Annotated in this window: 23 protein-coding genes; 11 read left to right on the plus strand and 12 right to left on the minus strand. The window is 70.2% G+C overall.

Annotated features, from left to right (window positions below):
• The first annotated feature begins 5 nt into the window (after positions 1 to 5).
• Complete coding sequence (locus MJQ72_RS02860) at positions 6 to 2510, plus strand: PQQ-dependent sugar dehydrogenase (protein ID WP_240601236.1); 2505 nt, start codon at positions 6 to 8, stop codon at positions 2508 to 2510.
• Between the two features lie 126 nt (positions 2511 to 2636).
• Positions 2637 to 3146, plus strand: coding sequence for an NUDIX domain-containing protein (locus MJQ72_RS02865; RefSeq protein ID WP_240597416.1), 510 nt, complete (start codon positions 2637 to 2639; stop codon positions 3144 to 3146).
• Here MJQ72_RS02865 and MJQ72_RS02870 read toward each other — a convergent pair.
• Complete coding sequence (locus MJQ72_RS02870) at positions 3121 to 3732, minus strand: TetR/AcrR family transcriptional regulator (RefSeq protein WP_240597417.1); 612 nt, start codon at positions 3730 to 3732, stop codon at positions 3121 to 3123. The genes MJQ72_RS02865 and MJQ72_RS02870 overlap by 26 nt on opposite strands.
• Before the next feature lie 85 nt (positions 3733 to 3817).
• Between MJQ72_RS02870 and MJQ72_RS02875 the strand changes: the two genes are divergently transcribed.
• On the plus strand, positions 3818 to 4696 hold the full coding sequence (locus tag MJQ72_RS02875; RefSeq protein WP_240597418.1) for a sterol desaturase family protein: 879 nt from the start codon (positions 3818 to 3820) through the stop codon (positions 4694 to 4696).
• Here MJQ72_RS02875 and MJQ72_RS02880 read toward each other — a convergent pair.
• Positions 4670 to 5674 carry a glucosyl-3-phosphoglycerate synthase gene (locus tag MJQ72_RS02880; protein ID WP_240597419.1) on the minus strand — a complete coding sequence of 335 codons (1005 nt, stop codon included), beginning with the start codon at positions 5672 to 5674 and terminating at the stop codon, positions 4670 to 4672. The genes MJQ72_RS02875 and MJQ72_RS02880 overlap by 27 nt on opposite strands.
• Positions 5675 to 5760: 86 nt before the next feature.
• Entirely contained in the window at positions 5761 to 6684 is a 924-nt protein-coding gene (locus MJQ72_RS02885) for a hypothetical protein (protein ID WP_240597420.1), read from the minus strand.
• Between the two features lie 51 nt (positions 6685 to 6735).
• On the opposite strand from MJQ72_RS02885, the gene MJQ72_RS02890 reads away from it, so the two are divergent.
• The 4 genes from MJQ72_RS02890 (at position 6736) to MJQ72_RS02905 (ending at position 12552) form a co-directional block, all read left to right on the plus strand.
• Complete coding sequence (locus MJQ72_RS02890) at positions 6736 to 9489, plus strand: FHA domain-containing protein (RefSeq protein WP_240597421.1); 2754 nt, start codon at positions 6736 to 6738, stop codon at positions 9487 to 9489.
• A 194-nt stretch (positions 9490 to 9683) separates the two neighbouring features.
• Positions 9684 to 10898 (plus strand): glycosyltransferase family 1 protein, encoded by a 1215-nt coding sequence (locus MJQ72_RS02895; protein WP_240597422.1) that lies wholly within the window; start codon positions 9684 to 9686, stop codon positions 10896 to 10898.
• A complete protein-coding gene (locus MJQ72_RS02900; RefSeq protein ID WP_240597423.1) occupies positions 10892 to 11599 on the plus strand; it encodes a class I SAM-dependent methyltransferase in 708 nt (235 codons plus the stop codon). Before MJQ72_RS02895 ends, MJQ72_RS02900 begins: the two co-directional genes overlap by 7 nt.
• The gene (locus MJQ72_RS02905) at positions 11596 to 12552 is read left to right on the plus strand and encodes a prenyltransferase (RefSeq protein WP_240597424.1); all 957 of its coding nucleotides are present in this window, start codon (positions 11596 to 11598) and stop codon (positions 12550 to 12552) included. The genes MJQ72_RS02900 and MJQ72_RS02905 overlap by 4 nt, the downstream gene beginning before the upstream one ends.
• Positions 12553 to 12613: 61 nt before the next feature.
• Here the strand turns inward: MJQ72_RS02905 and whiA are convergent, their stop codons facing one another.
• Genes whiA through uvrC form a run of 4 tightly spaced genes read right to left on the minus strand, consistent with a single transcriptional unit; the run spans position 12614 to position 17449 of the window.
• Positions 12614 to 13603, minus strand: coding sequence for a DNA-binding protein WhiA (whiA, locus tag MJQ72_RS02910; protein ID WP_005152315.1), 990 nt, complete (start codon positions 13601 to 13603; stop codon positions 12614 to 12616).
• A gap of 18 nt (positions 13604 to 13621) precedes the next feature.
• Positions 13622 to 14596 carry a uridine diphosphate-N-acetylglucosamine-binding protein YvcK gene (gene yvcK / locus MJQ72_RS02915; RefSeq protein WP_240597425.1) on the minus strand — a complete coding sequence of 325 codons (975 nt, stop codon included), beginning with the start codon at positions 14594 to 14596 and terminating at the stop codon, positions 13622 to 13624.
• A complete protein-coding gene (gene rapZ / locus MJQ72_RS02920; protein WP_240601237.1) occupies positions 14583 to 15440 on the minus strand; it encodes an RNase adapter RapZ in 858 nt (285 codons plus the stop codon). The genes yvcK and rapZ overlap by 14 nt, the downstream gene beginning before the upstream one ends.
• A 50-nt stretch (positions 15441 to 15490) precedes the next feature.
• Positions 15491 to 17449: an excinuclease ABC subunit UvrC gene (gene uvrC / locus MJQ72_RS02925; protein ID WP_240597426.1), complete on the minus strand. Its 1959-nt coding sequence runs from the start codon at positions 17447 to 17449 to the stop codon at positions 15491 to 15493.
• A gap of 249 nt (positions 17450 to 17698) precedes the next feature.
• Here uvrC and MJQ72_RS02930 point away from each other — a divergent pair, with 249 nt between their 5' ends.
• Positions 17699 to 18433: a trypsin-like serine protease gene (locus tag MJQ72_RS02930; RefSeq protein WP_240597427.1), complete on the plus strand. Its 735-nt coding sequence runs from the start codon at positions 17699 to 17701 to the stop codon at positions 18431 to 18433.
• 92 nt (positions 18434 to 18525) lie between these two features.
• Complete coding sequence (locus MJQ72_RS02935) at positions 18526 to 19305, plus strand: exodeoxyribonuclease III (protein ID WP_240597428.1); 780 nt, start codon at positions 18526 to 18528, stop codon at positions 19303 to 19305.
• A 63-nt stretch (positions 19306 to 19368) separates the two neighbouring features.
• Here MJQ72_RS02935 and MJQ72_RS02940 read toward each other — a convergent pair whose 3' ends face one another.
• The 5 genes from MJQ72_RS02940 to rpe form a co-directional block, all read right to left on the minus strand.
• On the minus strand, positions 19369 to 19812 hold the full coding sequence (locus MJQ72_RS02940) for a PH domain-containing protein (protein WP_240597429.1): 444 nt from the start codon (positions 19810 to 19812) through the stop codon (positions 19369 to 19371).
• A gap of 17 nt (positions 19813 to 19829) precedes the next feature.
• Positions 19830 to 20336, minus strand: a complete 507-nt coding sequence (gene ribH / locus MJQ72_RS02945; RefSeq protein WP_037343973.1) for a 6,7-dimethyl-8-ribityllumazine synthase — start codon at positions 20334 to 20336, stop codon at positions 19830 to 19832.
• Positions 20333 to 21607, minus strand: a complete 1275-nt coding sequence (locus MJQ72_RS02950) for a bifunctional 3,4-dihydroxy-2-butanone-4-phosphate synthase/GTP cyclohydrolase II (protein ID WP_240601238.1) — start codon at positions 21605 to 21607, stop codon at positions 20333 to 20335. Before MJQ72_RS02950 ends, ribH begins: the two co-directional genes overlap by 4 nt.
• A 56-nt stretch (positions 21608 to 21663) precedes the next feature.
• A complete protein-coding gene (locus MJQ72_RS02955) occupies positions 21664 to 22287 on the minus strand; it encodes a riboflavin synthase (RefSeq protein ID WP_007029651.1) in 624 nt (207 codons plus the stop codon).
• 112 nt (positions 22288 to 22399) lie between these two features.
• A complete protein-coding gene (gene rpe / locus MJQ72_RS02960) occupies positions 22400 to 23068 on the minus strand; it encodes a ribulose-phosphate 3-epimerase (protein ID WP_007029650.1) in 669 nt (222 codons plus the stop codon).
• Positions 23069 to 23214: 146 nt separating this feature from the next.
• Here rpe and MJQ72_RS02965 point away from each other — a divergent pair, with 146 nt between their 5' ends.
• The gene (locus MJQ72_RS02965) at positions 23215 to 24450 is read left to right on the plus strand and encodes a sensor histidine kinase (RefSeq protein WP_240597430.1); all 1236 of its coding nucleotides are present in this window, start codon (positions 23215 to 23217) and stop codon (positions 24448 to 24450) included.
• Complete coding sequence (locus MJQ72_RS02970) at positions 24447 to 25106, plus strand: response regulator transcription factor (RefSeq protein WP_240597431.1); 660 nt, start codon at positions 24447 to 24449, stop codon at positions 25104 to 25106. The genes MJQ72_RS02965 and MJQ72_RS02970 overlap by 4 nt, the downstream gene beginning before the upstream one ends.
• Positions 25107 to 25196: the final 90 nt, after the last annotated feature.

Here is a 25196-nt window from a genome sequence, read left to right on the forward strand (position 1 = left end):
CGGCGATGACGTTCGCCGTCCTGCCGGCCCCACCCGCCGGCGCGGCACCGACCGATCACGAATCCGAAGCCGCGACGATCTCCCAAGGCGCCGTCGAAAAGAACCACGCGGGCTATTCCGGCACGGGGTTCGTGAACTTCGACAACGTCGTGGGCAGCTATGTCGAGTACACGGTGAACGCCGCACAGGCCGGAACCCAGACACTGACCTTCCGCTACGCCAACGGAACCACGATCGACAGGCCGGTGTCCCTCAGCGTCAACGGCACCGCGGCCGGGACGCTGTCGTTCCCCGGCACCGGCGCGTGGACCACCTGGAAGACCGTCACCAAGGACGTCGCGCTGGCCGCCGGGGCCAACAAGATCCGCACCACCGCGACGACCGCGAACGGCGGGCCCAACGCGGACAAGCTCACCGCGAGCGGCGTGACCGACGCCGAGGCGCCGACACCGCCGAAGAACCTGGCCGCCAAGGACATCAAGGCCCGCAGCGCCACCTTCACCTGGGAGGCCGCGACCGACAACGTCGGCGTGGTCCGCTACGACGTGATGCGCGGCGGCAACGTCCTCAAGACCGTCGACGGGACCACGCTCACCACGACCGTCGACGACCTGCAGCCGAACACGGCCTACGACATCTCCGTAGGCGCCTTCGACGCGGCCGGGAATCCTTCTCAGCAAAGCAATGTCGTCCAGTTCACGACGCCGCCCAGCGGGGACACCACCCCGCCGACGGTGCCGGGCAACCTGCGCTCGACGTCGGTGACCGCGAACAGTGTTTCCTTGGCGTGGAACGCCTCCACGGACAACAGCGGCACCATCGCCGGTTACGACGTGTACCAGGGCACCACGAAGGTCGCGACGACGCCGTCGCTCGAAGCCACGGTCACCGGGCTGACGGCGAACACTTCGTACACGTTCACGGTGAAGGCGCGTGACCTCGACGGCAACGCTTCCGCCGCGAGCAACGCGCTGACCGCGAAGACGAGCGGCGCCGCGGGCGGCGGGATTCCCGAGTACGACAAGGACATCACGAAGGTGGACCTCGCCTGGTCCGTCGACTTCCTGCCGGACGGCACGGCGCTGGCGACCGAACGGGACCGCTTCGAGATCCTGCGGATCACGCCGTCGGGCGAGAAGACCGCGCTCGGCAAGGTCCCCGGCGCGGTCGGCACCAACGGCGAGGGCGGCCTGCTCGGCATCGCGATCTCGCCGGACTACGCCACCGATCACGCGATCTACCTGTACCACACGGCATCCGGGGACAACCGGATCGTGAAGATGACCTACGAGAACGGAAAGCTGTCCTCGACGTCGACCCCGGTGCTCACCGGGATCGCCAAGAACCGTTACCACAACGGCGGAAGGGTGCGGTTCGGCCCGGACGGCAAGCTCTACGCCACCGTCGGCGACGGGCAGAACAAGGCGACGGCGCAGAACAAGAGTTCGCTCAACGGGAAGATCCTGCGGCTCAACCCCGACGGCTCGGCACCGAGCGACAACCCGTTCTTCTCCACCGGCGGCAACGCCCGGTACGTCTGGAGCTACGGGCACCGCAACCCACAGGGCCTGGCGTGGGACTCCCGCGGCCAGTTGTGGTCGTCGGAATTCGGCGACGGCACCCAGGACGAGCTCAACCTGATCCAGAAGGGCGGCAACTTCGGCTGGTCCCAGTGCGAAGGGACCACCGGCAGCTGCGCCGGCACGATCGCGCCGAAGAAGACCTGGCCGACCAGTTCCGGCGGGCCGAGCGGGATCGAGATCGTCAACGACTGGATCTATGTCGCGGCGGTCACCAGCGAGCAGCTCTTCGCGACGCAGATCAACGCGGCGGGCAACGGCGTCGGCTCGGTGCAGTCGCTGTTCTCCGGCCGCTGGGGCAGGCTCCGCTCGGTCACCAAGACGCCGGACGGCGGGCTGTGGGTCACCTCGACCAACGCGGACAAGAACGGCGGCACGCCGAGCGGGATCGACAACGTGGTGGTCCGGCTGAAGTTCCCCGGCACCTCGCAGCCGGGAGCGTTCAAGCTGACCAGCTCCGCGTTCGCCGACAACGCGACCATCCCGGACAAGTTCACCTGCGCCGGTGACGGCACCGCGGGGCAGGACACCTCGCCGCCGCTGGCGTGGAGCGCCGGCACCACCGGCGCCAAGGGATACGCGATCGTCTTCGCCGACGTGGCCAACAACGGCAACAAACTGCACTGGGCGATCTGGGACATCCCGGTGTCGGCGGCGTCACTGCCGGAAGGGCTGGGCTCCGGCTTCACCGTCCCGAACCAGAACGGGGCCAAGCAGAAGGCCATGGGCAGCGGGGCGAACTCGCAGAAGTACTTCGGCCCCTGCCCCGGCGGCTCCAGCCATCCCTACACCTTCACGCTCTACGCGCTGAAGTCGGCGACGGTGCCGGGCTTGTCCTCGTCCTCGACGATGGCGCAGATCGAAACGGCCATCAAGAACGCTTCGACGGCCAACGTCAAGCTGCGCGGCAAATCCAGCGCCGCGTCCTGAGCACGGCCGGGGTGTCCGGAGCGGCGCCGGGCACCCCGACCGTATCCAGTGTGACTGGAGGAACGCCACCCCGTCCGGGATTTCCCGGCGGGGTGGCGTTTTCGTGGGGCCAGTAGGCTTCGGTGGGTGAAGGACTGGACGTTCTGCCCGCGCTGCGGAGACCGGACGAGACTCGACGGCGACGGCGAGGACACCCATGTCCGCTGCCCCGCCTGCGGCTTCACCAAATACGACAACCCGCTGCCGACCACGGTCGGTCTCATCCTCGACGGCGACCGGATCCTGTTGCTGCGCCGGGCACACGAGCCCCGCAAGGGCGGCTGGGACACCGTCGGCGGTTTCCTCTCCGGCACCGAAACCGCCGAGGAGAACCTCGTCCGCGAAGGGCTGGAAGAGATCGGCTGCGAACTCCGGAACCTCAGCTTCACCGGGACTTATCCGTCGGTCTACGGCGAAACAGGCCTGAAGACGATCGGCCTCGCCTTCACCTGCGAACTACCGCCGGACGCGGAAATCGTGCTGTCGGAAGAGAATTCCGCGTACGCCTGGTTCCCGCTGGCCGGTCGCCCGCCGCTCGCCTTCGCCGACTGCGAAGCCGCGGCCGCCTCCCTCACCAGCCGAACAGGTTCCGCATGATCCGCGAGCACCGCTCGGTCATCGCCGCGGCGTCCTGATCCGGCTGGTCGATCCACCAGCTGATCAGGGAGTCGACGACGCCGGTCCACACCTGGGCGATCGCCTCGATGTCGCGATCGTCGTCCAGCCCCCGCGAGTGCATCAGCTGGGCGGCGCCGACCAGCGCGAACCCGTCGAGCCGGTAGCGGTAGCCGACCGCGACGCCGGCGATCTCACCGGTCGAGGGCACCGTCGGGTCGCGAAGCAGCTTCCAGGCGTACCGGTCCTTGTCGAACGTCTCGAAGATGGCCGAGAGCACCGCGAGCGGCATCCGTTCCGGCGGCTCGCCGTCGGCCGCCATCGTCTCGGCGACCCCTTCGGTCAGCCTGTCCCCCGCCCGGTGCAGGCAGGCGAGGTACAGCCCGTCCTTCGAGCCGAAGTACTGGTACAGCAAAGGTTTCGTGACGCCGACCCGGCGGGCGATCTCCACCATCGACGCCCCGGCGTACCCGTTCTTGCCGAACTCCTCCGTCCCGGCGCGCACGATCTGGGTCTCCCGCTCTTCGCGGGGCACCCCCTTCGTGCCGACGGCCCTTGCTTCTGTCACGGCGGTTATCTTACCCTGAGGTAAATGACCCTAGGGTAAGTTACCTGATGGTCAGATAACCGGGGGCGAGACAGGGAGAGGTGCGGTGGCGGATTTTCTTGCCCATCTGAGTGACCCGGTGCTGATGGCGACACCGGTGTTCCTGCTGTTCGTCGCGATCGAGATCCTCGCGCTGCACGTGCTGGGGCACGACGACAACGTCATCGGCTACAGCGTCAAGGACACCCGCACCAGCATGTCCATGGGCGCGGTGGCGGTGGTGATCAACGGTGTCTTCCGCATAGCCATGCTGTTCGTGTTCGCCGCGCTCTACGAGCTCGCGCCGGTGAAGTTCAGCCCGCACGACTGGTGGACCTGGGTCCTGATGCTGCTGGGCCAGGAGATCGTCTTCTACGCCTACCACCGGGCGAGCCACCGCGTCCGGCTCATGTGGGCGGGCCACCAGGTGCACCATTCGAGCGAGCACTACAACTTCTCGACGGCGTTACGGCAGAAGTGGACGCCGTACTTCCAGCTGCCGTTCTGGTCGATCCTCGCACTGGCGGGCATCCCGCCGTGGATGATCCTCACCGGCCTGTCGATCGACCTCGTGTACCAGTTCTTCGTGCACACCGAGAAGATCCGGAAGCTGCCGCGCTGGTTCGAGTACGTGTTCAACACGCCGTCACACCATCGTGTGCACCACGGCAGCGACCAGGAGTACCTGGACGCGAACTACGGCGGGATCCTGATCATCTGGGACCGGATGTTCGGCAGTTTCGTGCCGGAGGGCAAACGCCCGACCTACGGGCTGACCAAGAACGTCGAGTCCTACAACCTGCTCAAGGTGGGCTTCCACGAGTACGGCTCGATCCTGCGCGACGTCCGCGCGGCCGGCTCGTGGCGGGACAAACTCGGGTACGTGTTCGGCCCGCCGGGCTGGCAGCCCAAGGAGGCGCTAAGCGCTCCTGCGCAAAGCGGGTGAGTTCTCCGGGCGGATCTCCGGCGGGAGGCTTTCCAGCGGCGGCCGCTGAGTGAGGCCCACGTCGGTGAGCACGAGTTCCCGCTCCACGGCCTCCCCCGCGCCGCGCCGGAACTGGGCGAGCGACGTCGACGGCGGGGCCGCGGAGATCACCCGGCCGCCGCGTTCCAGCCGGTCCATCAGGGTCAGCATGATCTGCGCGGCCATCCGGCCGAGTGCCTGGGTGCCCTGATGCCGGTGGGCGCGGTGGCCGAGGTCGACCTGCGCGAGCGCGTCGAGCCCGTGCAGTTCGAGCAGGTCGATCAGGTGGCCGACCTCGACACCGTAATGCGTGACGAACGGGATGCCTTCGAGCACTTCACGCCGTCCCGCGTACTCACCGGCGAGCGGCTGGACGAAACCGGCCAGCTCCGGCCAGTACATGTTGAGCAGCGGACGGGCGACGAGTTCGGTGACCCGGCCACCGCCGTCGGGTTCGACGCCCGCCGCCCCGGCGAGCGGACGGTGGTAGAACCCTTTGACGTAGGCGACCCCCGGGTCGGTCAGCAGCGGCCCGAGCAGTCCGGTCACGTAGTCCGCGGTGAAGTCGCGGAGATCGCCGTCGACGAAGACGACGAGGTCCCCGCTGGTTTCGGCGACCCCCTTCCAGAGCGCTTCTCCCTTGCCCGCAAGGCTTCCCAGCGCCGGGAACACCGCGTCCTGCGCGACGACGTCCGCCCCGGCCGCCGCGGCGACCTCGGCCGTCGCGTCCGTGGAATGGCTGTCCACCACCAGGATCTCGTCCACCAGGGGAAAGCGTTCGACGAGTTCGCGCCGGATGGTGCCGACGATCGCCCCCACCGTCTCCGCCTCGTCGCGGGCCGGGATCACCACCGAAACCCGCGTCCCGCGTTTGGCGGCGACCAGCTCCGCCGCCCACCAGTCACCCGCGCGGCTGCTGCGCCGCGCGAGCCATGTGCCGACCTCCGCCGATACCCGCATGGCTTCCTCTTTCCCTCGAAGATCACCTCACCGGTGAGCTTCGAGGGCGACTGTTTCCCTCCGTCGTCGCCGCGGAAACCGTCGCGTTACGCCTGCCCGCCGGAGGTTAACGACCGCGAGAGCACCTCACCGGTCCGTCGTTTGGCGAGGTAGAACGCCGCCTCGTGCGGCTTCGCCCCGTTGTCGACCGTGTAGCCGCTGTCCAGGACTCCGTCGGCGCCGGGGAACAGCCCGCTGAGGTCGGGCCGGGCCGCGACGAGATCGTCCCGGTCGGCCAGGTTCACCCAGCTCGCGACGCCGGGCGGGACGGACGGCGGCTGCGGGCGGGTCCGTTCGTAGACCACCGTGCGCAGGCCCAGCGGCGAGCCGAGGGTGAGCAGCAGCGGCAGCGGGCGGCCGTGCCGATGGGCGGCTTCGTACGCGACGACCGAGCCGAGGGAATGCCCGATGATCGCCTCGGTCTCCGGTCCGATGTGCTCGGCGACGCGGTCCTGCACGCGTTCCCGGATCGTCTCGTCGGTGAGGTACAGCGTCACCTGTTTGAGTGCCTTGACCACCACGCGTTCGGCGAACGCCACCCCGAGCCTCGCGAACGGCTTCAGCCGCACCAGCGCGTTCAGCACCGGGCGGGCGGCCGCGCGGACGCCTTGGGTCTCCCCCGCCGGGCCACCGAGCAGGTCCAATTCGGCCTTGGCCCGGTTCCGGTCGGCCTCGCGGGACGCCGAAGAAGCCGCGTTCCGGAGCCATTCCGCCGCCAGCGCCTCGGCCAGCCCCCACTCGTCCTCGGTGAGTTCGTCCGCGCCGCCCTGCTGGCCGTCCTTGAGGAAAAGGTCGCCGTAGAAGGCCATCCGCGCGTCTCCGGGCCGGGCGTCGCGCCACAGGGTGTCGGCCAGCGCGGCGTCACCGGCGAGCCGGACGCCGCCCGCCAGACTCGGCAGCCATTCCGCCTCGAGAGTGTCCGCGGACTTCTGTTCCTGGGCGATGCCGTGCACCAGAACGATCCGAGCCATGGCGCACAGTATCGCGGGCCGCCCTTGCCGGTGGCCGCCCGATGAGACAAAGTGATCTCCGTGGGAGAGCGGAGGTCGTTGGTGGTCGCGTCGCAATGCGACTCACTGAACCTTCTCTCGTTCCTCCCCGACGCGGGCCACCAGGTCTCGACGGCCCTGCTCGACCCCGAGATCGGCGGCTGCGTCCCCGCGCTCGAAGACGGTCGCGGCCTGCTCGTCGACCCGACGATGGTCGAGCTGGACGACGCGCTGGTGGAGGCCTTCGAGCGCGCGTCGGAAGACGAGGCGACGCTCTTCCTCTCACTCGTCGGGCACGGCGAATACGCCGACGACGACTTCTACTTCCTCACCAAGGACACCGGCCTGCCGGTGGACAGCCGCCGCTCCTTCCTGTTCGCCCAGCGGATCAAGGAACTCCTCGGCCGTCACTCGATGCTCGACGGGCTGGTGATCCTGCTCGACACCTGCCACGCCGGCATCGGGGCGAGGCAGGCTGGCCAGCGCTGGCTGCGGATCGTCGGTGAGGCAGGCAAGCGGTTCGACCTGCTCACCGCCTCGGACGACCGTGTCGCCGCGAACGGGTGTTTCAGCCGGTCTCTGGTCTCGGTCCTGCGGACGGGGCACGCGGAGTTCGGCGAGCGGGTGCGATGCGCGGATCTCAAACGGGTGATCACCGGCCTGTGCCCGGCGCAGACCGCCGTCCACCTGGGTTTCGACGGCACCCGCGAGGTGCCCGAGGCCGATCAGGGCCTGTGGCTCGCACTGAACTCCTCCCCCGCCTGGCGGCGTTCACCGCTGGCGGGCAACCCGGCCGCGCCCACGATCGAACGGCTGACCGCGGGCTACCAGCCGGATCCGAAACTCGGCGAGACCGTCGGGCATCTGCTCACCGGTGCCCGGCTGGTCGCGATCACCGGTGAGGAGGGCGCGGGGAAGTCGACCATGCTCGCCGCGCTCGCCCGGCCTTCGGTGGCCGGATCGTATGTACCGCCCGACTTCCTGCACGCCGTGCTGTTCGCGAGCCGCGGCGACACGGCCGAGCGGCTCGCGCACGAACTCGCCCGCCAGTTGCGGCGCACCGTGCCCGGTTTCGCCGACGCCGAGCAGGCGTACCGGACCGGGCTCGGCGACGCCGCCCTCAGCGGTGCGAGCGCTTTCGATCTGGCGCTGCTCGGTCCGCTGCGAACCCTCGCTCCACAGTGGACCGGAGCCCCCGTGCGGATCGCGGTCGACGGGCTCGACGACCTCGATCCCGGCGTCCGGGAACGGCTGTGCGGTCTCCTCCGGAGCCTGTCGACGGCACCGGAGCTGGCACTGGTCAAGACGGTCGCGACCACGCGGGATCCGGCCTGCCTCCCGCCCGCGGTCGAGGTTCGCCTGGAGATGGCCGGCGGTTTCGAGCCGCCCGACGCGGCTCCCGTGGTGCGGGAACCGGAAGACAGTGGACCTTGGGGCGGCTGGCCGGGCTACGACACGGGTTCGCCCACCTCGCCGAGGATCACCCCCGCCACGCTGATCATCGACGTGCCGGGGCAGCCGCCCGCGCACCACGAACTGTCCTTCGGGCTCACGACGCTCGGCCGCAGCAGGAACGCCGCGGTCCGGCTCGGCGACTCGCGGGTGTCCCGGCTCCATTGCAAGATCCGCTGGGACGGCACGAACGCGTGGCTGACCGATCTCGACTCCGCCAACGGCACCTTCGTCAACGGGCAGCGCGTGCCGAGCGCCGAGCTGGCGCACGGTGACGTGCTCCGGCTCGGTGATTCGACGGTCACCTTCATCAGCGTGGCACAAGAGGAGGCCGACATCGACCAGAGCACCGGCGCCGTGGCCTCGCCGCGGCCCGGTCACGCGGTCCTGCTGGAGTTGCTGGGTCTCGCGGCCACCCGCGGGCCCGTCCCGATCTCGATCCTCACCGCGGCGAGCGCGGCGGCGGGCGGCCCGGACCGGCGGGTGCGCGTCCGCGATTTCCTGGCCGGGCTCGGTGACTCGGTCAGCCGGACGCGCGCCGGCCTCGACGACGAAACCGTCCTGCTGACCTCCGACGCGCCCGTGCTCTCCCCCGATACGGTGACCCGGTTGCACGCCCGGCTGGCGGCGGCGACCTCGGAGGTGGCACTCGTGGCCGGAGACGACGAGCCGACGCTCGAACAGAGCTACGCGGCGGCCAACGAGGCCGAGCACTTCTGGCTCGCGGGGCTCCGAGAAGACGCCCTCGCCGCGTTGGAGCGACGGGCCTCCCACATCCCCGTCGAGAACCGGGAACGCTGGGCGGCCTGGGCGAACCGTGCGGCCCTGGAGCTCGGCGACACCGACCGGATCACGTTGCGCTGCAAGGCACGGCATGCGACCTGGACCGGTAAGGCTGGCGACGCGGCCGGAGCGCTCGCCCGGTTCGAGGAGCTGCTGCCGGTCGCCACGGCCGCCCTCTCCGGTGGCGACGAAGAGGTCTTGAGCATGCGCCACAACATCGGCTACCTCCTCATGGAACTCGGCCGTTTCGAAGAGTCCCGGGCCGCGTTCGAAGCCCTCGTCCGCGACGCCACCCACGCTCTCGGCGCCGATCATCGCGAGACACTGCACGCCCGGCACCTGCTCGCGGTGACGACGGGCAAGACCGGGAACGGGGAGGAGTCCCTCCGCCTCTCCCGGGAGCTGCTGCCGCAGGCGAAACAGGCGCTGGGCGACGACGAGATCGTCGGCCACGTCCAGCACAACATCGCGTTCTGGAGCGCCGAAATCGAGCACCCCCCCCCGTTGTTTCGGAGTATCGACAGCTCATCGACGAAGCGACGGGACGGCTGAGTGAACGGCATCCCGACGTCCTCGACCTCCGGTTCGGTCTCGCGCTGGCCCTCGCCAAAGCGGGCCGGGTCACCGAGGCGCTCTCGGTCTGGACCTTGCTGCTCGGCGATTCCGTCGAGGTCCGCGGCGAACGGCACGAAGAAACCCGGAAGATCCGCGAACAGCTCGAGTACTGGGGTACGCCGGAGTGAGCGGTGAGCGCCCTGCGGATCGCGCTCCTGACCTACCGCGGAAACCCGCGCAGCGGCGGTCAAGGCGTCTATGTTCGGCATCTGAGTCGCGAACTCGCCGCGCTGGGGCATCATGTCGAGGTGCTGTCCGGGCCTCCCTACCCGGAGGTCGATGAGGGCGTGCGGCTGACGAAGATCCCGAGCCTCGACCTGTTCGCGGAGCCGGATCCCTTCCGGACCCCGCGCCCGCGGGAGCTGCGCGATCTGCCGTCGTGGGTCGAGTTCCTCGGCATGCGCCGCGGCGGCTTCCCCGAACCCCTCGCGTTCTCGCTGCGTGCCGCGCGCCATCTCGCGAAGCGCCGGGACGAATTCGACATCGTCCACGACAACCAGGGACTCGGCTACGGGATGCTCCACTGTGGACTGCCGACGATCGCCACGATCCACCATCCCATCGCCGTGGACCGGACGCTGAAGCTCGCCACCGTCACCGGGCGGGAGGCGGAGCGGGTCAAGCGGTGGTACGGCTTCGTGGACATGCAGCATCGCGTCGCACGACGGCTGCCCGCGCTGACGGTGTCGCGGGCTTCCCGGGCGGCCATCGGCCGGGAGATGGGTGTCCCGGAAGACCGGATCCACGTCGTCCCGCTCGCCGCGGACACCCGGATCTTCCGGCCTCGGCCCGAGATCCCGCGGATCCCCGGCCGGGTCGTGGCCACCGCGAGCGCGGACGAACCGTTGAAGGGGCTCGAACATCTGCTGGCGGCGTGGGACCGGATCGAAGGCGAACTGGTGATCGTCGGCAAACCGAAGCCGGACGGCCCGGCGGCGCGGGCCCTCGCCCGGCTCGGTCCCGGAGCCGGCGTCCGATTCGTCAGCGGGCTGACCGACGACGAACTCGCGCGGTTGCTGTGTTCGGCCGAAATCGCTTGCATACCCTCACTGTTCGAAGGTTTCTCGCTGCCGGCGGCCGAGGCCATGGCCTGCGGGACGCCGATCGTCGCGACGACCGGCGGGGCGTTGCCCGAAGTCGTGGGTGACGCGGGGATCCTGGTGCCGCCGGGCGATGTCCCGGCGCTCGCGGAAGCGCTCACCAAGGTCCTCGGTGACGAACACCTGCGCGCCGATCTGGCGGCTCGTGGTCTGGCGACGGCGGGGACGCTGAGCTGGCGGCGCACCGCCGAGGAGACCGCCGCGTACTACCGGCGCGTCCTCGGCCGGGAGCGTGCGGAGTGCTGACCGTCGATTTCGACCGGTTCCCCGTCGGCCCCGGCGACCGGGTGCTCGATCTCGGCTGCGGGGACGGCCGTCACGCCTACGAGGCGTACAAACGCGGCGCGGACGTGGTCGCCGCCGACCTCGACGACATCGCGCTCAAACACGTGCGGGACATGTTCGCCAATCTGGCGGAGGCGGGCGAAGCACCCGCGTCGGCTTCGGCGCTGGCCGTCCGAGCGGACGCCCTCCGGCTCCCGTTCCCGAGCGGCTCCTTCACCCGGGTGATCGTCGCCGAGACGCTGGAACACATCCACGCCGACCGGACGGTGCTCGCGGAGGCGAGCCGCGTGCTGGCGCCCGGCGGCAGGCTGGTGGCGACCGTGCCGCGCTGGTGGCCGGAGCGGATCTGCTGGCTGCTCTCGGACGCGTACCACGAGGTCGAAGGCGGGCACATCCGGATCTACCGGCGCCGCGAACTGCTCGGCAAGCTCACCGAGGCCGGGCTGCGGACGACCGGCGGGCATCACGCGCACGCCCTGCACTCGCCGTACTGGTGGCTGAAATGCGCGGTCGGCCCCGACGAGGAGCACCGGCTCTGCGCGCTGTACCACCGGTTCCTCGTCTGGGACATCATGCGGAGCCCTCGGCCGGTGCGGTTCGCCGAGTGGATGCTGAACCCGGTGCTCGGCAAGAGCCTCGTCGTGTACGCGCGCAAGCCGTGAAGGCCACCGCCGCCGGCATCGCGGCCGTCCAGCGGTCCGACGGCGGGATCCCCTGGGAGCCCGGCGGGCACCTCGATCCGTGGAATCACCTCGAAGCCGCCATGGGACTGGACGTCGCCGGGCTGGGAGCGGAGGCCGAAGCCGCGTACGAGTGGCTGGTCCGCAACCAGCGCCCTGACGGATCCTGGGCGGCCCGCTACCGCGACGGCCGCGTCGATTTGTCCACTATGGACACGAACTTCACCGCCTATGCCGCGGTCGGGGCCAGGCACCACTTCCTCCTGACCGGGGACGACGCCTGGCTGGAGCGGATGTGGCCGGTCGTGGACAGGGCCGTCGGCGCCGTCCTGCGGCGGCAGCAGCGCTCGGGTGCCTTCTCCTGGCGGGACGACGAACCCGGCATCCGGCTGGTCACGGGCTGCAGCAGCATCCACCACGCGCTGACCCAGGCGCTGGCGCTGGCGTCCGCGCGAGGACTGGACCGTCCACAATGGCGAGTCGCGGCGAACCGGCTCCGTGCCGCCCTGCTCGGCGAGCCGGGGCTCTTCGCCGCGAAACCGCACGCGATGGATTGGTACTACCCGGTTCTGGGCTCGGTCGTCACCGGCGCCGACGCGACGGCGCGGCTGGCGGCGGGCTGGGACCGGTTCGTCGAGCCCGGGCTGGGCGTGCGCTGTGTGCACCACGAGCCCTGGGCGACCGGCGGCGAGACGGCCGAACTGGCGCTCACCCTCGCCACTCGCGGCGACCGTGCCCGCGCGGGAGAACTCCTCGCGTGCCTTGCCCGGCTACGCCACGACGATGGCTCGTACTGGACCGGCTACCAGTTCGCGGACGAGGAATTCTGGCCGGACGAACGGACCACGTGGACCTCGGGCGCGGTCCTCCTGGCGACCGCCGCCTTCGACGGCGACCCGGCCACGTGCGAAGTCTTCGGCGAGCAACGCGTTTAGTCCTCTGGATGCGGTCCTTGCACACGCAAGTACCGCATCCAGAGGACTAAACGCGGGCCGATCAGGCCTCGTCTTCTTCCAGCATGTCCGGCGTGACGGCGGATTCGGTGTCCGGAATGCCTTGTTCCTTCGCCTTCTTGTCGGCCATCGCCAGCAGGCGGCGGATCCGGCCGGCGACCGCGTCCTTCGTCATCTGCGGATCGGACAGCTGGCCCAGTTCCTCAAGCGAGGCTTGCCGGTTCGACAGCCGCAGCTTGCCCGCCGCGAGCAGATGCTCCGGGGCGGATTCGCCGAGGATGTCCAGCGCGCGCTCCACCCTGGCCGCCGCCGCGACGGCCGCGCGGGCCGAACGCCGCAGGTTGGCGTCGTCGAAGTTCGCGAGCCGGTTCGCGGTGGCGCGCACCTCGCGCCGCATCCGCCGCTCTTCCCAGGCGAGCACGCTCGTATGCGCGCCGAGCCGGGTCAGCAGGGCACCGATGGCGTCACCGTCGCGCACCACGACCCGGTCCGCGCCGCGGACCTCGCGCGACTTCGCCTGGATGCCCATCCGCCGGGCGGCACCGACGAGCGCCAGCGCGGCCTCCGGGCCGGGGCAGGTGACCTCGAGCGACGACGAACGGCCGGGCTCGGTCAGCGAACCGTGCGCCAGGAACGCACCACGCCAGGCGGCTTCCGCGTCGGCGACGCCACCGGACACGACGGCGGCGGGCAGCCCGCGCACCGGGCGGCCGCGCTGGTCGATCAGGCCGGTCTGCCGGGCGAGCCCCTCGCCGTCCTTGACCACCCGGACGACGTACCGCGTGCCCTTGCGCAAACCGCTGGAGGAAATGACGTGCACGTCGGACTGGTGTCCGTACAGTTCGTGGATCTCCTTGCGCAGCCGCCTCGCCACCGAACCGGTGTCGAGTTCGGCCTCCACCACGACGCGGCCGGCCACGATGTGCAGCCCGCCCGCGAATCGCAGCATCGACGCGACCTCCGCGCGGCGCGGGCCGATCTTGGTGATCTCCAGCCGGCTCAGCTCGTCCTTCACGGCGGCGGTCATCGCCATCGCTGCCCCTCCATACCTTCAGCTCCTCCCCCGGTGAGACTCCAGAGCGTCTCGCATACAGCCCGCGAGCGCATCAGGATCATGCCGCCCCGTCACGACCGGGTCAGCCACCGCCCCCAGCAACGCCCGCGCGCCCAGTCTCCCGGCCGCGTCCCGCAATCGGGCTGGTGAGGGCACCGAGTCCCGGTCTGCGATGACCGCGTCCACCCGTAATTCCGGGGCGTGTTCGAAGAGTACGTCCAAATGCTTCTCCGGCGAGAACCCCGCCGTCTCCCCCGGTTGGGGGATCAGGTTGAGGATCACGACCTTCGTGGCGTCCGTTCGGAGCAACGCGTCGTGCAGATCCGGCACCAGCAGATGCGGCAGCACACTCGTGAACCACGAGCCCGGACCGAGGAACACCACGTCCGCGTCGAGCACGGCCTCGATCGCCTCGGCGCAGCCGCGCGGCGGCCGGTCGGCCTGCCCCGTCGGGTGCAGGCTGATCCGGTGCACCTGTCCCGGGGTCGTCGCCACCGCCACCTGACCGCGGATCCGCCGGAGCGCCTCGGGATTCTCGGCGTCCAGCCCCGAAACCTCGCCTTGGATCTCCAGCGGTTCGGGTGACATCGGCAGGACCCGGCCGGAGATGCCCATGAGCCTGCTCGCCTCGTCGAGCGCGGCGACCGGATCCCCGAGCACCTCGAACAGCCCGGCCAGCAACAGGTTCCCGACCGCGTGCCCGGCGAGCGCGCCGTCGCCGCCGAAGCGGTGCTGGAACACCTCCGCCCACAGGGTCCCGCCGTCTTCGGCGGCGAACGCGGCGAAGGCCTGCCGCAGGTCGCCCGGCGGCAGCAGCCCGAGCTCCCGGCGCAGCCTGCCGGACGAGCCCCCGTCGTCCGCGACGGTGACCACGGCGGTGACCTGCGAGGTCACCCGGCGCAACGCGGTGAGGGTGGCGTGCAGGCCGTGCCCGCCCCCCAGTGCGACCGCGCGCGGTTCACTCGCGGCCAAGGTCGCGGTGCACCACCTTCACGGCCATACCGTCCTCATTGGACAGACGCTGGGCGAGCTCCTCGGAGATGGCGACGCTGCGGTGCTTTCCGCCGGTGCAGCCGACGGCCAGCGTCAGATACCGCTTGCCCTCGCGCTTGTAGCCCGCGCCGATCAGGCGCAGGAGCTGGTGGTAGCGGTCGAGGAACTCGTCCGCTCCTTCCTGGCTGAGCACGTAGTTGCGGACCTCGCCCTCGAGACCGGTGTGGTCGCGCAGTTCCGGGATCCAGAACGGGTTCGGCAGGAAGCGGACGTCCATCACCAGGTCGGCGTCCATCGGCAGGCCGTACTTGTAGCCGAACGACAGCACGGTGACGCGGGTCTGCGTGCTCGCCTCGGAGCCGAAGGCGTCCTCGATCTTGGCGCGCAGGTCGTGCACCGAAAGCGACGACGTGTCGAGCACGAGGTCGGCCTCTTCCCGCAGCGGCTCCAGGAGCGTGCGCTCGGCGGTGATGCCGTCGGCGAGCCTGCCGTCGGCCTGCATCGGGTGCCCGCGGCGGACGGCCTCGAACCGGCGCACCAGCACCGCGTCGGTGGCCTCCAGGAACAGCACGCGCGGCTTGTAGCCACGGGCGTCGAGGTCCTTGATGACCGAGGCCAGGTCGTCGGTGAACGCGCGCGAGCGCACGTCCATCACCACGGCGACCTTGGTGATCGCGCCCCGCGCCTGCGCGCCGAGCTCGACCATGGTCGCGATCAGCTCGGGCGGCAGGTTGTCCACCACGAACCAGCCCAGGTCTTCCAGGCATTTCGCGGCGGTGCTGCGGCCGGCGCCGGACAGACCGGAAACGACCGCGACCTCCATCCCGGAACCGCGGCCTTCTTCTTGCGCACTCACAATGGTCCCTTCACCGATCACGTACTGGACTCCCCCGCCGTCTGCGGCTGCTCCCCTGCGAGTGCCGCGACGACCGCTTCCGCGGTGCGCCTGCCGAAGCCGGGCACCGCCTCGATCTCCTCTATCCGCGCTTCGCGGAGTTTCTTCACCGAGCCGAAATGCTTGATCAGCGCGGTACGGCGAGCCTGCCCCAGCCCGGGCACACCGTCCAATGCGGACACCTGCATCCGCTTGGACCGCTTCTCGCGGTGGTACCGGATGGCGAAGCGGTGCGCCTCGTCGCGCAGCCGCTGCAGCAGATACAGCGCGTCGGAGGTGCGCGGCAGGATCACCGGATCGGGGTCGCCCGGCAGCCACACCTCCTCCAGCCGCTTCGCCAGGCCGACCACGGCGATGTCGGTGACGCCCAGTTCGGAAAGGACGTCCGCGGCGGCGGTGGCCTGCGGGCCCGCGCCGTCGACGACGAGCAGATTCGGCGCGTACGCGAACTTGCGCGGCTTGCCGGTCTCCGGGTCGATGCCCGGGCGGTCCGGATCGACGGCGGCGTCTTCGGCGTTTTCCTTGAGATACCGCGAAAACCGGCGGCGGACGACCTCCGCGATCGACGCGACGTCGCCTTCCTCCGCGGCCTCACGCAAGGCGAAGCGCCGGTACTCGGACTTGCGCGGGATGCCGTCCTCGAACACCACGAGCGAGGCCACCACGTCACTGCCCTGGATATGGCTGATGTCGACGCATTCGATGCGCAGCGGCGCGGTTTCCAGCGCGAGGTAGTCCTGCAGTTCCGCCAGCGCCGCCGAGCGCGCGGTGAGGTCACCCGCGCGGCGCAGTTTGTGCTGGGTGAACGCCTCGCCGGCGTTGCGTGTCACGGTCTCGGCGAGCGCGCGTTTGTCGCCGCGCTGCGGCACCCGCAGGCTCACCTTCGACCCGCGCAGCCCGGACAGCCATTCGCCGAGCGCTTCCGCGTCGGCGGGCAGCTCGGGGACGAGCACCTCGCGCGGCACCGGAGAGCCGCCGTCGGGATCGTCCGCCCGTTCGGCCTGCTCGCCGTAGAACTGCGTGATGAAGTGGTCGACGAGATCCTTGACGTCCATCTCTTCGGCCTTGTCGATCACCCAGCCGCGCTGCCCGCGGACCCGGCCGCCGCGCACGTGGAAGACCTGGACGGCGGCTTCGAGTTCGTCGTGGGCGAAGGCGACGACGTCCGCGTCGGTGCCGTCGCCGAGCACGACCGCCTGCTTCTCCATCGCCCGCCGCAGCGCGCCGAGGTCGTCACGCAGACGCGCGGCGCGCTCGAACTCCAGCTCTTCGGACGCGGCCGCCATTTCCTGTTCCAGGCGGCGGATCAGCGCGTCGGTGCGGCCGGCGAGGAAGTCGCAGAAGTCCTCGACGATCTCCCGGTGCTCGTCGGCGGAGACCTTGCCGACGCACGGCGCGGAGCACTTCCCGATGTAGCCGAGCAGGCACGGCCTGCCGATCTGGCCGTGCCGTTTGAAGACGCCCGCCGAGCAGGTGCGCGCCGGGAAGACCCGGAGCAGCAGGTCGAGCGTTTCGCGGATGGCCCAAGCGTGCGCGTACGGCCCGAAGTACCGCACGCCCTTCTTGCGCGCGCCGCGATAGACGTGCAGGCGCGGGTACTCCTCGTTCATCGTCACGGCGAGGACCGGGTAGCTCTTGTCGTCGCGGTACCGGACGTTGAACCGCGGGTCGAACTCCTTGATCCAGTTGTACTCGAGCTGGAGCGCCTCGACCTCGGTGCCCACGACGGTCCACTCGACGCTCGCCGCCGTCGTCACCATCTGGCGGGTGCGCGGGTGCAGGCCCGTGATGTCGGCGAAGTACGAGTTCAGCCTGCTTCGGAGGCTTTTCGCCTTGCCGACATAGATGACCCTCTTCGTGGCGTCACGAAATTTGTACACGCCAGGGGCGTCCGGGATGCTCCCCGGCGAGGGACGGTAGGTGGTCGGGTCAGCCACATCGTCAAGCCTATGGGGCACCACCGACAGTCTTACGAGGCCCCGTCCTTACGCGCGGCCGGGTCAACCCTTCGAGTGGCCGTTCCCACCATCCGGTCCGTATTTCACTACGTATACCGACCTAAGTCTGGTCTTCGGCCGGAACCGACGTTCGTTGGTTCCAGGCGGGTGAATCGGTTGATTACTTTCCGTCCCAGTTCCACTTCATTCGGTTCTTCGTCAGATGACGCTCGAAAGGACTCCTGCACCGTGAGCCGTCTTCGTACGCTGGGCGCCGCCACCCTCGCCGCCGCAGCCCTCACCATGACCGCCGGCGTCGCCTCGGCGGGCACCCCGACCGGTGTCCAGCCCAACATCGTGGGCGGCGGCACCGCCCCCACCGTGAGCTGGGGTGCCCAGGTCTACGTCAACACCCCGGGCCGTCAGTGGGACGGGTTCAACTGCTCCGGCAGTGTCATCGCCCAGCGCTGGGTCCTGACCGCCAAGCACTGCCTCGACTCCGACGGCACCGGCATGCGGGTCCGCGTCGGCAGCAACCAGCTGCAGGGCGGCCGTGAGATCGCCGTCGACCGCAAGGTGTCCTCGCCGAACGGCGCCGACATCTCGCTGCTGCACCTCGCGTCCGACGCCGGTGTCACGCCGATCAGCCTGGCGAGCTCGAACCCGTCGGTCGGCAGCACCAACCAGCTCTACGGCTGGGGCCGCGAGACCCCGACCGGCCCGCCCGCCTCGGCGCTGAAGGTGGCCGACGTCCGCGTCACCGGCAGCTCGCGCGACGCCTACGGCGGCCCGGCCATCCAGAGCGTCGGCATCAACGGTTCGGCGTGGAAGGGCGACTCGGGCGGCCCCCAGGTCTACAACGGCGTCCAGGTCGGTGTCGCTTCGACCGTGCAGAACCAGAGTGGTTCGAACATCCGCGGCACCAACAACTACGGCAGCGTCGCTTCGGCCCGCTCCTGGATCCGCTCGACCACCGGGGTCTGACCTCCACCCCGGCGGCCCCTGTCACGACGTGACCCGTCGTGACAGGGGCCTTTCACGTCGGAGTGTCGGTGGGGTGTGGGACGCTCGCGGGCATGCGGATCGCGACCTGGAACGTGAACTCGATCGGGCCCCGGCTGCCGAGGGTGCTGGAGTGGCTCGGTTCGGCTCAGCCGGACGTGCTGTGCCTGCAGGAACTCAAATGCGGCACCGACGCCTTCCCCTTCGACGCAGTGAAGGAACTGGGCTACGAGACGGCCGCCTACGGCATCGGGCGCTGGAACGGCGTCGCGATCCTGTCGCGCGTCGGGCTGGAAGACGTGACACGCGGGCTGACCGGCGAGCCCACCTTCGAGGACAAGACCGACGCGCGGGCCATCGGCGCCACCTGCGGCGGGCTGCGGCTGTGGTCGGTGTACGTGCCGAACGGGCGCGACCTGGAGAACCCGCACTACGGCTACAAACTCGCCTGGCTCTCGGCGCTGGAGGCGACCGTGCGGGAGGAGCAGGCGCGCGGCCTGCCGTTCGCGGTGCTCGGCGACTTCAACATCGCGCCGACCGACGCGGACGTCTGGGACATCGCCGTATTCGCCGAATCGACGCACGTGACCGAGCCGGAGCGGAAGGCGCTCGCCGCGCTGCGGGACCTCGGGCTGTCCGACGTGTTCCCGCGGCCGCTGAAGTACGACCACCCGTTCACGTACTGGGACTACCGGGCCGGGAACTTCCCGAACAACAAGGGAATGCGGATCGACCTCGTGTACGCCGACGCCGTCGTGGCTGGCGCGGTGACGGATTCCTATGTGGACCGTGAGGCGCGGAAGGGGAAGGGGCCCTCGGACCACGCGCCGATCGTGGTGGACCTCTCGCTCTGAACAGTGGGTCCGGTCTCGTGAGTGGCGAGGACGGTTAGAACCGTCCTCGCCACTCACGAGAGGTCAGGCTTCCCAGGCCGCCTTGTGCAACTTCCGCAGCGCCCGCACCGCCGCCACCGCGCGTTCCCGGTCCACGGCCTGCACGGCCATGACCGAGTAGTACTCGTCCTCCGGCAGCTCCAGCCGGGCCCACGAGGCACCGTCCGGGAAGCTCACCGAGAGCACCTCGCTCCACGCGAACCTCTTGGTCATCAGCACGTTCCGGACCTCGATACCGTCCGCGTCGGCCTTCACGCGCGCGGTCGCGAACAGCATCGTGCCCAGGGCGAGCAGGACCCCGATGCCGATCATCGCCGCCTGGTCGGACGGCTGGAAGATCACGCCGGTGTCCGAGCCGCGCAGCAGGACCGCGACGACCACGAACGTCGCCAGCAGGATCACCGCCAGCACGGAGCACATCACCAGGGCGCGGCGGGGCCGCACCACCACGACCTCGGACTCGGTCATCACATCCGCCTCGACGCTCACACGAATCCCCGCTCGGTCCACGGCTGGCGCAGGTTCCGCAGCGCGTGCGCGGCGTCCAGCGCGGCGACCGTCGCTTCGTAGCCTTTGTCCTCGACGGAGCCGGGCAGCCCCGACCGGTCGAGGGCCTGCTGCTCGGTGTCGCAGGTGAGGACGCCGTTGCCGACCGGGGTGCTCTCGTCGAGCGCGACCCTGGTCAGGCCCGCGGTGACCGCGTCGCAGACGTACTCGAAATGCGGCGTCCCGCCCCGGATGACCACGCCCAGCGCGACGACCGCGTCGTGCGTACGGGCCAACGCCTGCGCGGCGACGGGCAGTTCGACGGCGCCCGCGACGCGCACGACCGTCGGCTCCTCCTCCAGGTCGGCCGCCTTGGCCGCCTCGAGGGCGCGGTCCAGCAGGGCGCTCGTGATCTTCGTGTGCCAGCGCGTGGCCACGATCCCGAGCCGGATGTTCTTACAGTCGGACAGGTCGAGTTCGACGTCCGGACGGCCTTCGCCGCTCACCGCGTGCCACCTCCGTTGCCCTGGTCGACCTCGGCGCCGACCTGGTCGAAATGCTCGAGCTGGGACAGGTCGTGCCCCATCCGGTCCCGTTTGGTCTTGAGGTAGCGCAGGTTCTCCGGGTTCGGCGAGATCGGCAGCGACACCCGCCCGCTCACCCGCAGGCCGTAGCCCTCCAGCCCGACGCGTTTGGCCGGGTTGTTCGTCAGCAGCCGCATCGAGCGGACGCCGAGGTCGCACAGGATCTGCGCGCCGGTGCCGTAGTCCCGCGCGTCGGCGGGGACGCCGAGCTGCAGGTTCGCGTCGACGGTGTCCGCGCCGGCGTCCTGCAGCTGGTACGCCTGCAGTTTGTGCAGCAGCCCGATGCCGCGGCCCTCGTGGCCGCGGATGTAGAGCACGACGCCGCGGCCTTCCTTGGCCACCGCTTCCAGCGCGGCTTCCAGCTGCGGGCCGCAGTCGCAGCGCAGCGAGCCGAAGACGTCACCGGTCAGGCACTCGGAGTGCACGCGGACCAGGATGTCCTCGCCGTCGCCGATCTCGCCGTAGACGAACGCGATGTGCTCGATGCCGTCGAGCAGGCTGTCGTAGCCGACCGCCCGGAACGTGCCCGCGTTCAGCGGGATCCGCGCCTCGGCGACCCGCTCGACCTGCTTCTCGGTGCGCCGCCGGTACGCGATCAGGTCGGCGATGGTGATCATCTTGAGGTCGTGGTCCGCGGCGAAGACCTCGAGCTCGTCGCGGCGGGCCATGTCGCCCTCGTCCTTCTGCGACACGATCTCGCAGAGCACCCCGGACGGCGAAAGACCGGCCAGCCGGGCCAGGTCGACGGAGGCTTCGGTGTGCCCCGGGCGCCGCAGGACGCCGCCCTGCTTGGCGCGCAGCGGGACCACGTGGCCGGGCCGCCGGAAGTCCGACGCCTTGGACGCCGGATCGGCGAGCAACCGGATGGTGTGCGACCGGTCGGCCGCGGAGATCCCGGTGGTGATGCCCTCGGCGGCGTCGACCGTGACGCTGTACGCGGTGCCGCGCTGGTCCTGGTTCGTGTGGTACATCGGCGGCAGGTCGAGCCGGTCCGCCTCGGCCTCGGTCAGCGCCACGCAGACGTAACCCGAGGTGTAGCGCACCATGAAGGCCATCAGTTCCGGCGTGGCCTTCTCCGCCGCGAAGATCAGGTCGCCCTCGTTCTCGCGGTCTTCGTCGTCCACCACGACGACCGGACGGCCCGCCTTGATGTCGGCGATCGCCGCCTCGATGGCATCGACGTTCACGGCCACCACCCCGCCCGCACAGGGGGTCAGATCGGCCGACCCCGGAATCGCACTCGTCTCGCTCACGCCCGCTCCTCCGTACCGCCATTGTCCCCCTGCGCGCGCAGGTGCGGCATGGCCAGCTTCTCGACGTACTTGGCGACCACGTCCACCTCGAGATTCACCAGGTCACCCGGGGTGTTCCGGCCGAGCGTGGTGAGTTCGAGGGTGGTCGGGATCAGGGCGACGGAGAACTCCTCGTCGGTCACCGAAGCGACCGTGAGGGAGACGCCGTCGACCGCGATCGACCCCTTCTCGACGACGTACCGGGACAGCTTCTTCGGCAGCGCGAACGTGGTGAGTCCCTGCTCGTCGCGTTTGAGGAAGACGCCGGTGCCGTCGACATGGCCCTGCATGATGTGCCCGCCGAGCCTGCCGCCCGCCGGCGTCGCGCGTTCGAGGTTGACGACGTCGCCGACGTGCACCTTCGCGAGGCTGGAGCGCTGCAGGGTCTCGTGCACGACATCGACGGTAAACTCACCGCCCGCCACCGCGACCACGGTGAGGCACACGCCACTCACCGCGATGGAGTCGCCGTGCCCGGCGTCGCTGGTCACCAGCGGCCCCCGAACGGTCAGTCTCGCGGCGTTCGGGACCTGCTCGACCGCGGTGACCTCGCCGAGTTCCTCGACAATGCCGGTGAACACTCCTGCTGCCCTCCTCCTGGCTCGCACCGTCGCTGGGAACGGTGCTCCCCTCATCCAACACCCATCGGCGCCGATTCCTTCTCCTGACCCGACGGCGGATCACGAGGCGGGATCAGCCGCGGACGCGGGCCGCCTGCTCGCGAAGCGCCGCGACGGCCTTACCAGGGTCTTCGGCGCCGTAGACGGCGGAACCGGCGACGAAGCAGTCCACTCCGGCTTCGGCGGCCTGCTCGATGGTGTCGGCGTTGATCCCGCCGTCGATCTCGACGACGAGCTTGAGGTGGCCGGTGTCGACCAGGCGCCGCGCGGTGCGGACCTTGTCGAGGACGCCCTCGATGAACGACTGGCCGCCGAAACCGGGCTCGACCGACATCACCAGGAGCGTGTCGTAGTGCTTGAGGGTCTCGAGGTGGTCCTCGATCGGCGTGTTCGGCTTGATCGACAGCCCGGCCTTCGCCCCGGCGGCGCGCAGGTTCTTCGCCAGCGCGATCGGGTCGTGCGCGGCCTCGACGTGCACGGTGACGTTGTAAGCGCCCGCTTCGGCGTACCCGATGGCCCACTTGTCGGGGTTCTCGATCATCAGGTGGCAGTCGATCGGGACGTCGGTGGCCTTGAGCAGCGACTGCACCACGGGCAGGCCCAGGGTCAGGTTCGGCACGAAGTGCGCGTCCATGACGTCGACGTGGACCCAGTCCGCGCGAGTGTCCCCCTCGCCCGCGACGGCGCGGATCTCGTCGCCGAGCCGGGCGAAGTCCGCGGAGAGGATGCTGGGTGCGATCAAAGGTCGGTGAGCCACGCGCCCGAGTGTAGGAGGGCGCCGCTAACGCCCGCTAACCGGCTGTGACGCCTCGACCCGGCCTGGAGTATGACGCGAAATGGCACCGCAGTGGGAGGTGCGCGCACGCGCCGCCGAATAGCGTTCCCCTCATGGTCAACCCACTCAAGCCCCTCGTGCGGATCGGCAGCTACCGCAGCCTGCCGTTCGGTTTCCTCGGCATGGCGATCACCGCGATCCCGTTCCCGATCGCGCTCATCCCCGCCGTTCTCATCCCGGGCGACGTGCGGGCGAAGATGGCCTACGGCGTACTCGCCATGGGCTTGCTGGTCGCGCTGGCAGGCTTGCCGGGACCGATGCGGCGGGTCGGCATCTGGTTCTCCAACCAGATGCTGGGCACCCGGATCGCGCAGCCCCCGCCGAACACGAAGGTCGCCTGGGCGGAGCGCCGGCGCTCGGCGGCCTGGCTGGTCGTGCACACCGCGCTCGGCTGGGTGCTGTTCGGCCTCGGCTGCTTCCTGTTCCTGGGGTTCGTCCTGACCCTGGTGTGGGCAGGAGGCGGTGGCAGCCCCATCGCGATCTTCGGTGAAGAGGTGACGATCGAACCCGGCATCGCCGGTGCGTGGACGCTGCCGATCGGGTTCTTCACGCTCGTCGTCATCGCCTACGTCCTCGCGGGTTTCACCAAGCTGTTCCAGTACAGCGCGGTGACCCTGCTGGGCCCCTCAGCCGCCGAACGCGTCGCCGCGGCCGAAGTCCGGGCGAACCATTTCGAGCAGCGCAACCGGCTGGCCCGCGAACTGCACGACTCCATCGGTCACACGCTGACGACGTCGACCATCCAGGCCGCCGCGGCCGCCGAGCTGGTCGATTCCGAACCGCAGCTGGTGCGCCGGGCACTGGGCACCATCGAGGAGTCTTCGCGGGCGGCGCTCGAAGACCTCGACCACGTGCTCGGCCTGCTGCGGGACGACCGGTCGTCCCGCGAGCCCGAGCGGCGGCTCATCGAGGCCGGGACACTGGCCGAACGGGCCCGCGCGGGCGGCGCGGTGATCGACTACGAGCTCACCGGTCCCGCCGCCGAACTGCCCGCGACCCTCTCGCGGGAGGCGTACCGGATCGTCCAAGAAGGACTGACGAACGCGTTGCGGCACGCCCATCCGGGCCCGGTGACCGTGCGGGTCGCGGTCCTCGCCGACGCGTTGCGGATCGAGATCGTGAACCCGCTCATGGAGCACGCGGCCGCCTCCGGCCGCGGCGGCAACGGGCTGCCGGGGCTCACCGAACGCGTCGAGGCCCTGCGCGGGGAGCTCGTCGCGGGGCCCGCCATCGACGGGGAACCGTTGTGGCGGCTGGTGACCACGATCCCGCTACGGTCGCACTCATGACACTGCGCGTCCTGATCGTCGACGACGAACCCTTGCTGCGAGCCGGATTGCGCTCCCTGCTGGACAACCAGCCCGACCTGACCGTGGTCGGCGAGGCGGGTGACGGCGGGGAGGTGGTCGATCTGGTGCGGCGGACGCGTCCCGAGGTGGTCCTGATGGACGTGCGCATGCCAGGGATGGACGGGATCGAGGCGACCCGGCGGATACTCGCCGAGATCCCCGACCCGCCGAAGGTCCTCGTGATCACGACGTTCGACAACGACGACTACGTCTACGACGCGCTGCTGGCCGGGGCGAGCGGATTCCTGCTGAAGCGGGCGCGCAAGGAGGAGTTCGCGCACGCCATCCGGACGATCGCCGCCGGGGAGACGCTCCTGTTCCCCGACGCGATCCGCCGGATGGTCACCGCGCGCCCGGCGACGTCCGGCCTCGCTCCCCGCCCGTCGTCGCTGACGAAACGGGAGACCGAGGTGCTGCGGCTCATCGCCACCGGGAAGTCCAATGTGGACATCGCGGCCGAGCTCGTCATCAGCCTCGAAACCGTCAAGACCCATGTGGGCAACATCTTCGGGAAACTGGGCGCGGCCAACCGGAGCCAGGCGGTGGTGTTCGCCTACGAGACCGGCATCGTCGCGCCGGGGCACAGCCTGCGCTGAGCCTCTCGGCGCGCGGTCCCACGCCAGGCTGTGTCACGCGACGGCCGGCCGGACAGGTGGGGCAAACCTCAGTATGACGTGGGGGCGTAC

Source organism: Amycolatopsis sp. EV170708-02-1, from assembly GCF_022479115.1.
In the GTDB taxonomy this organism is placed as follows: domain Bacteria; phylum Actinomycetota; class Actinomycetes; order Mycobacteriales; family Pseudonocardiaceae; genus Amycolatopsis.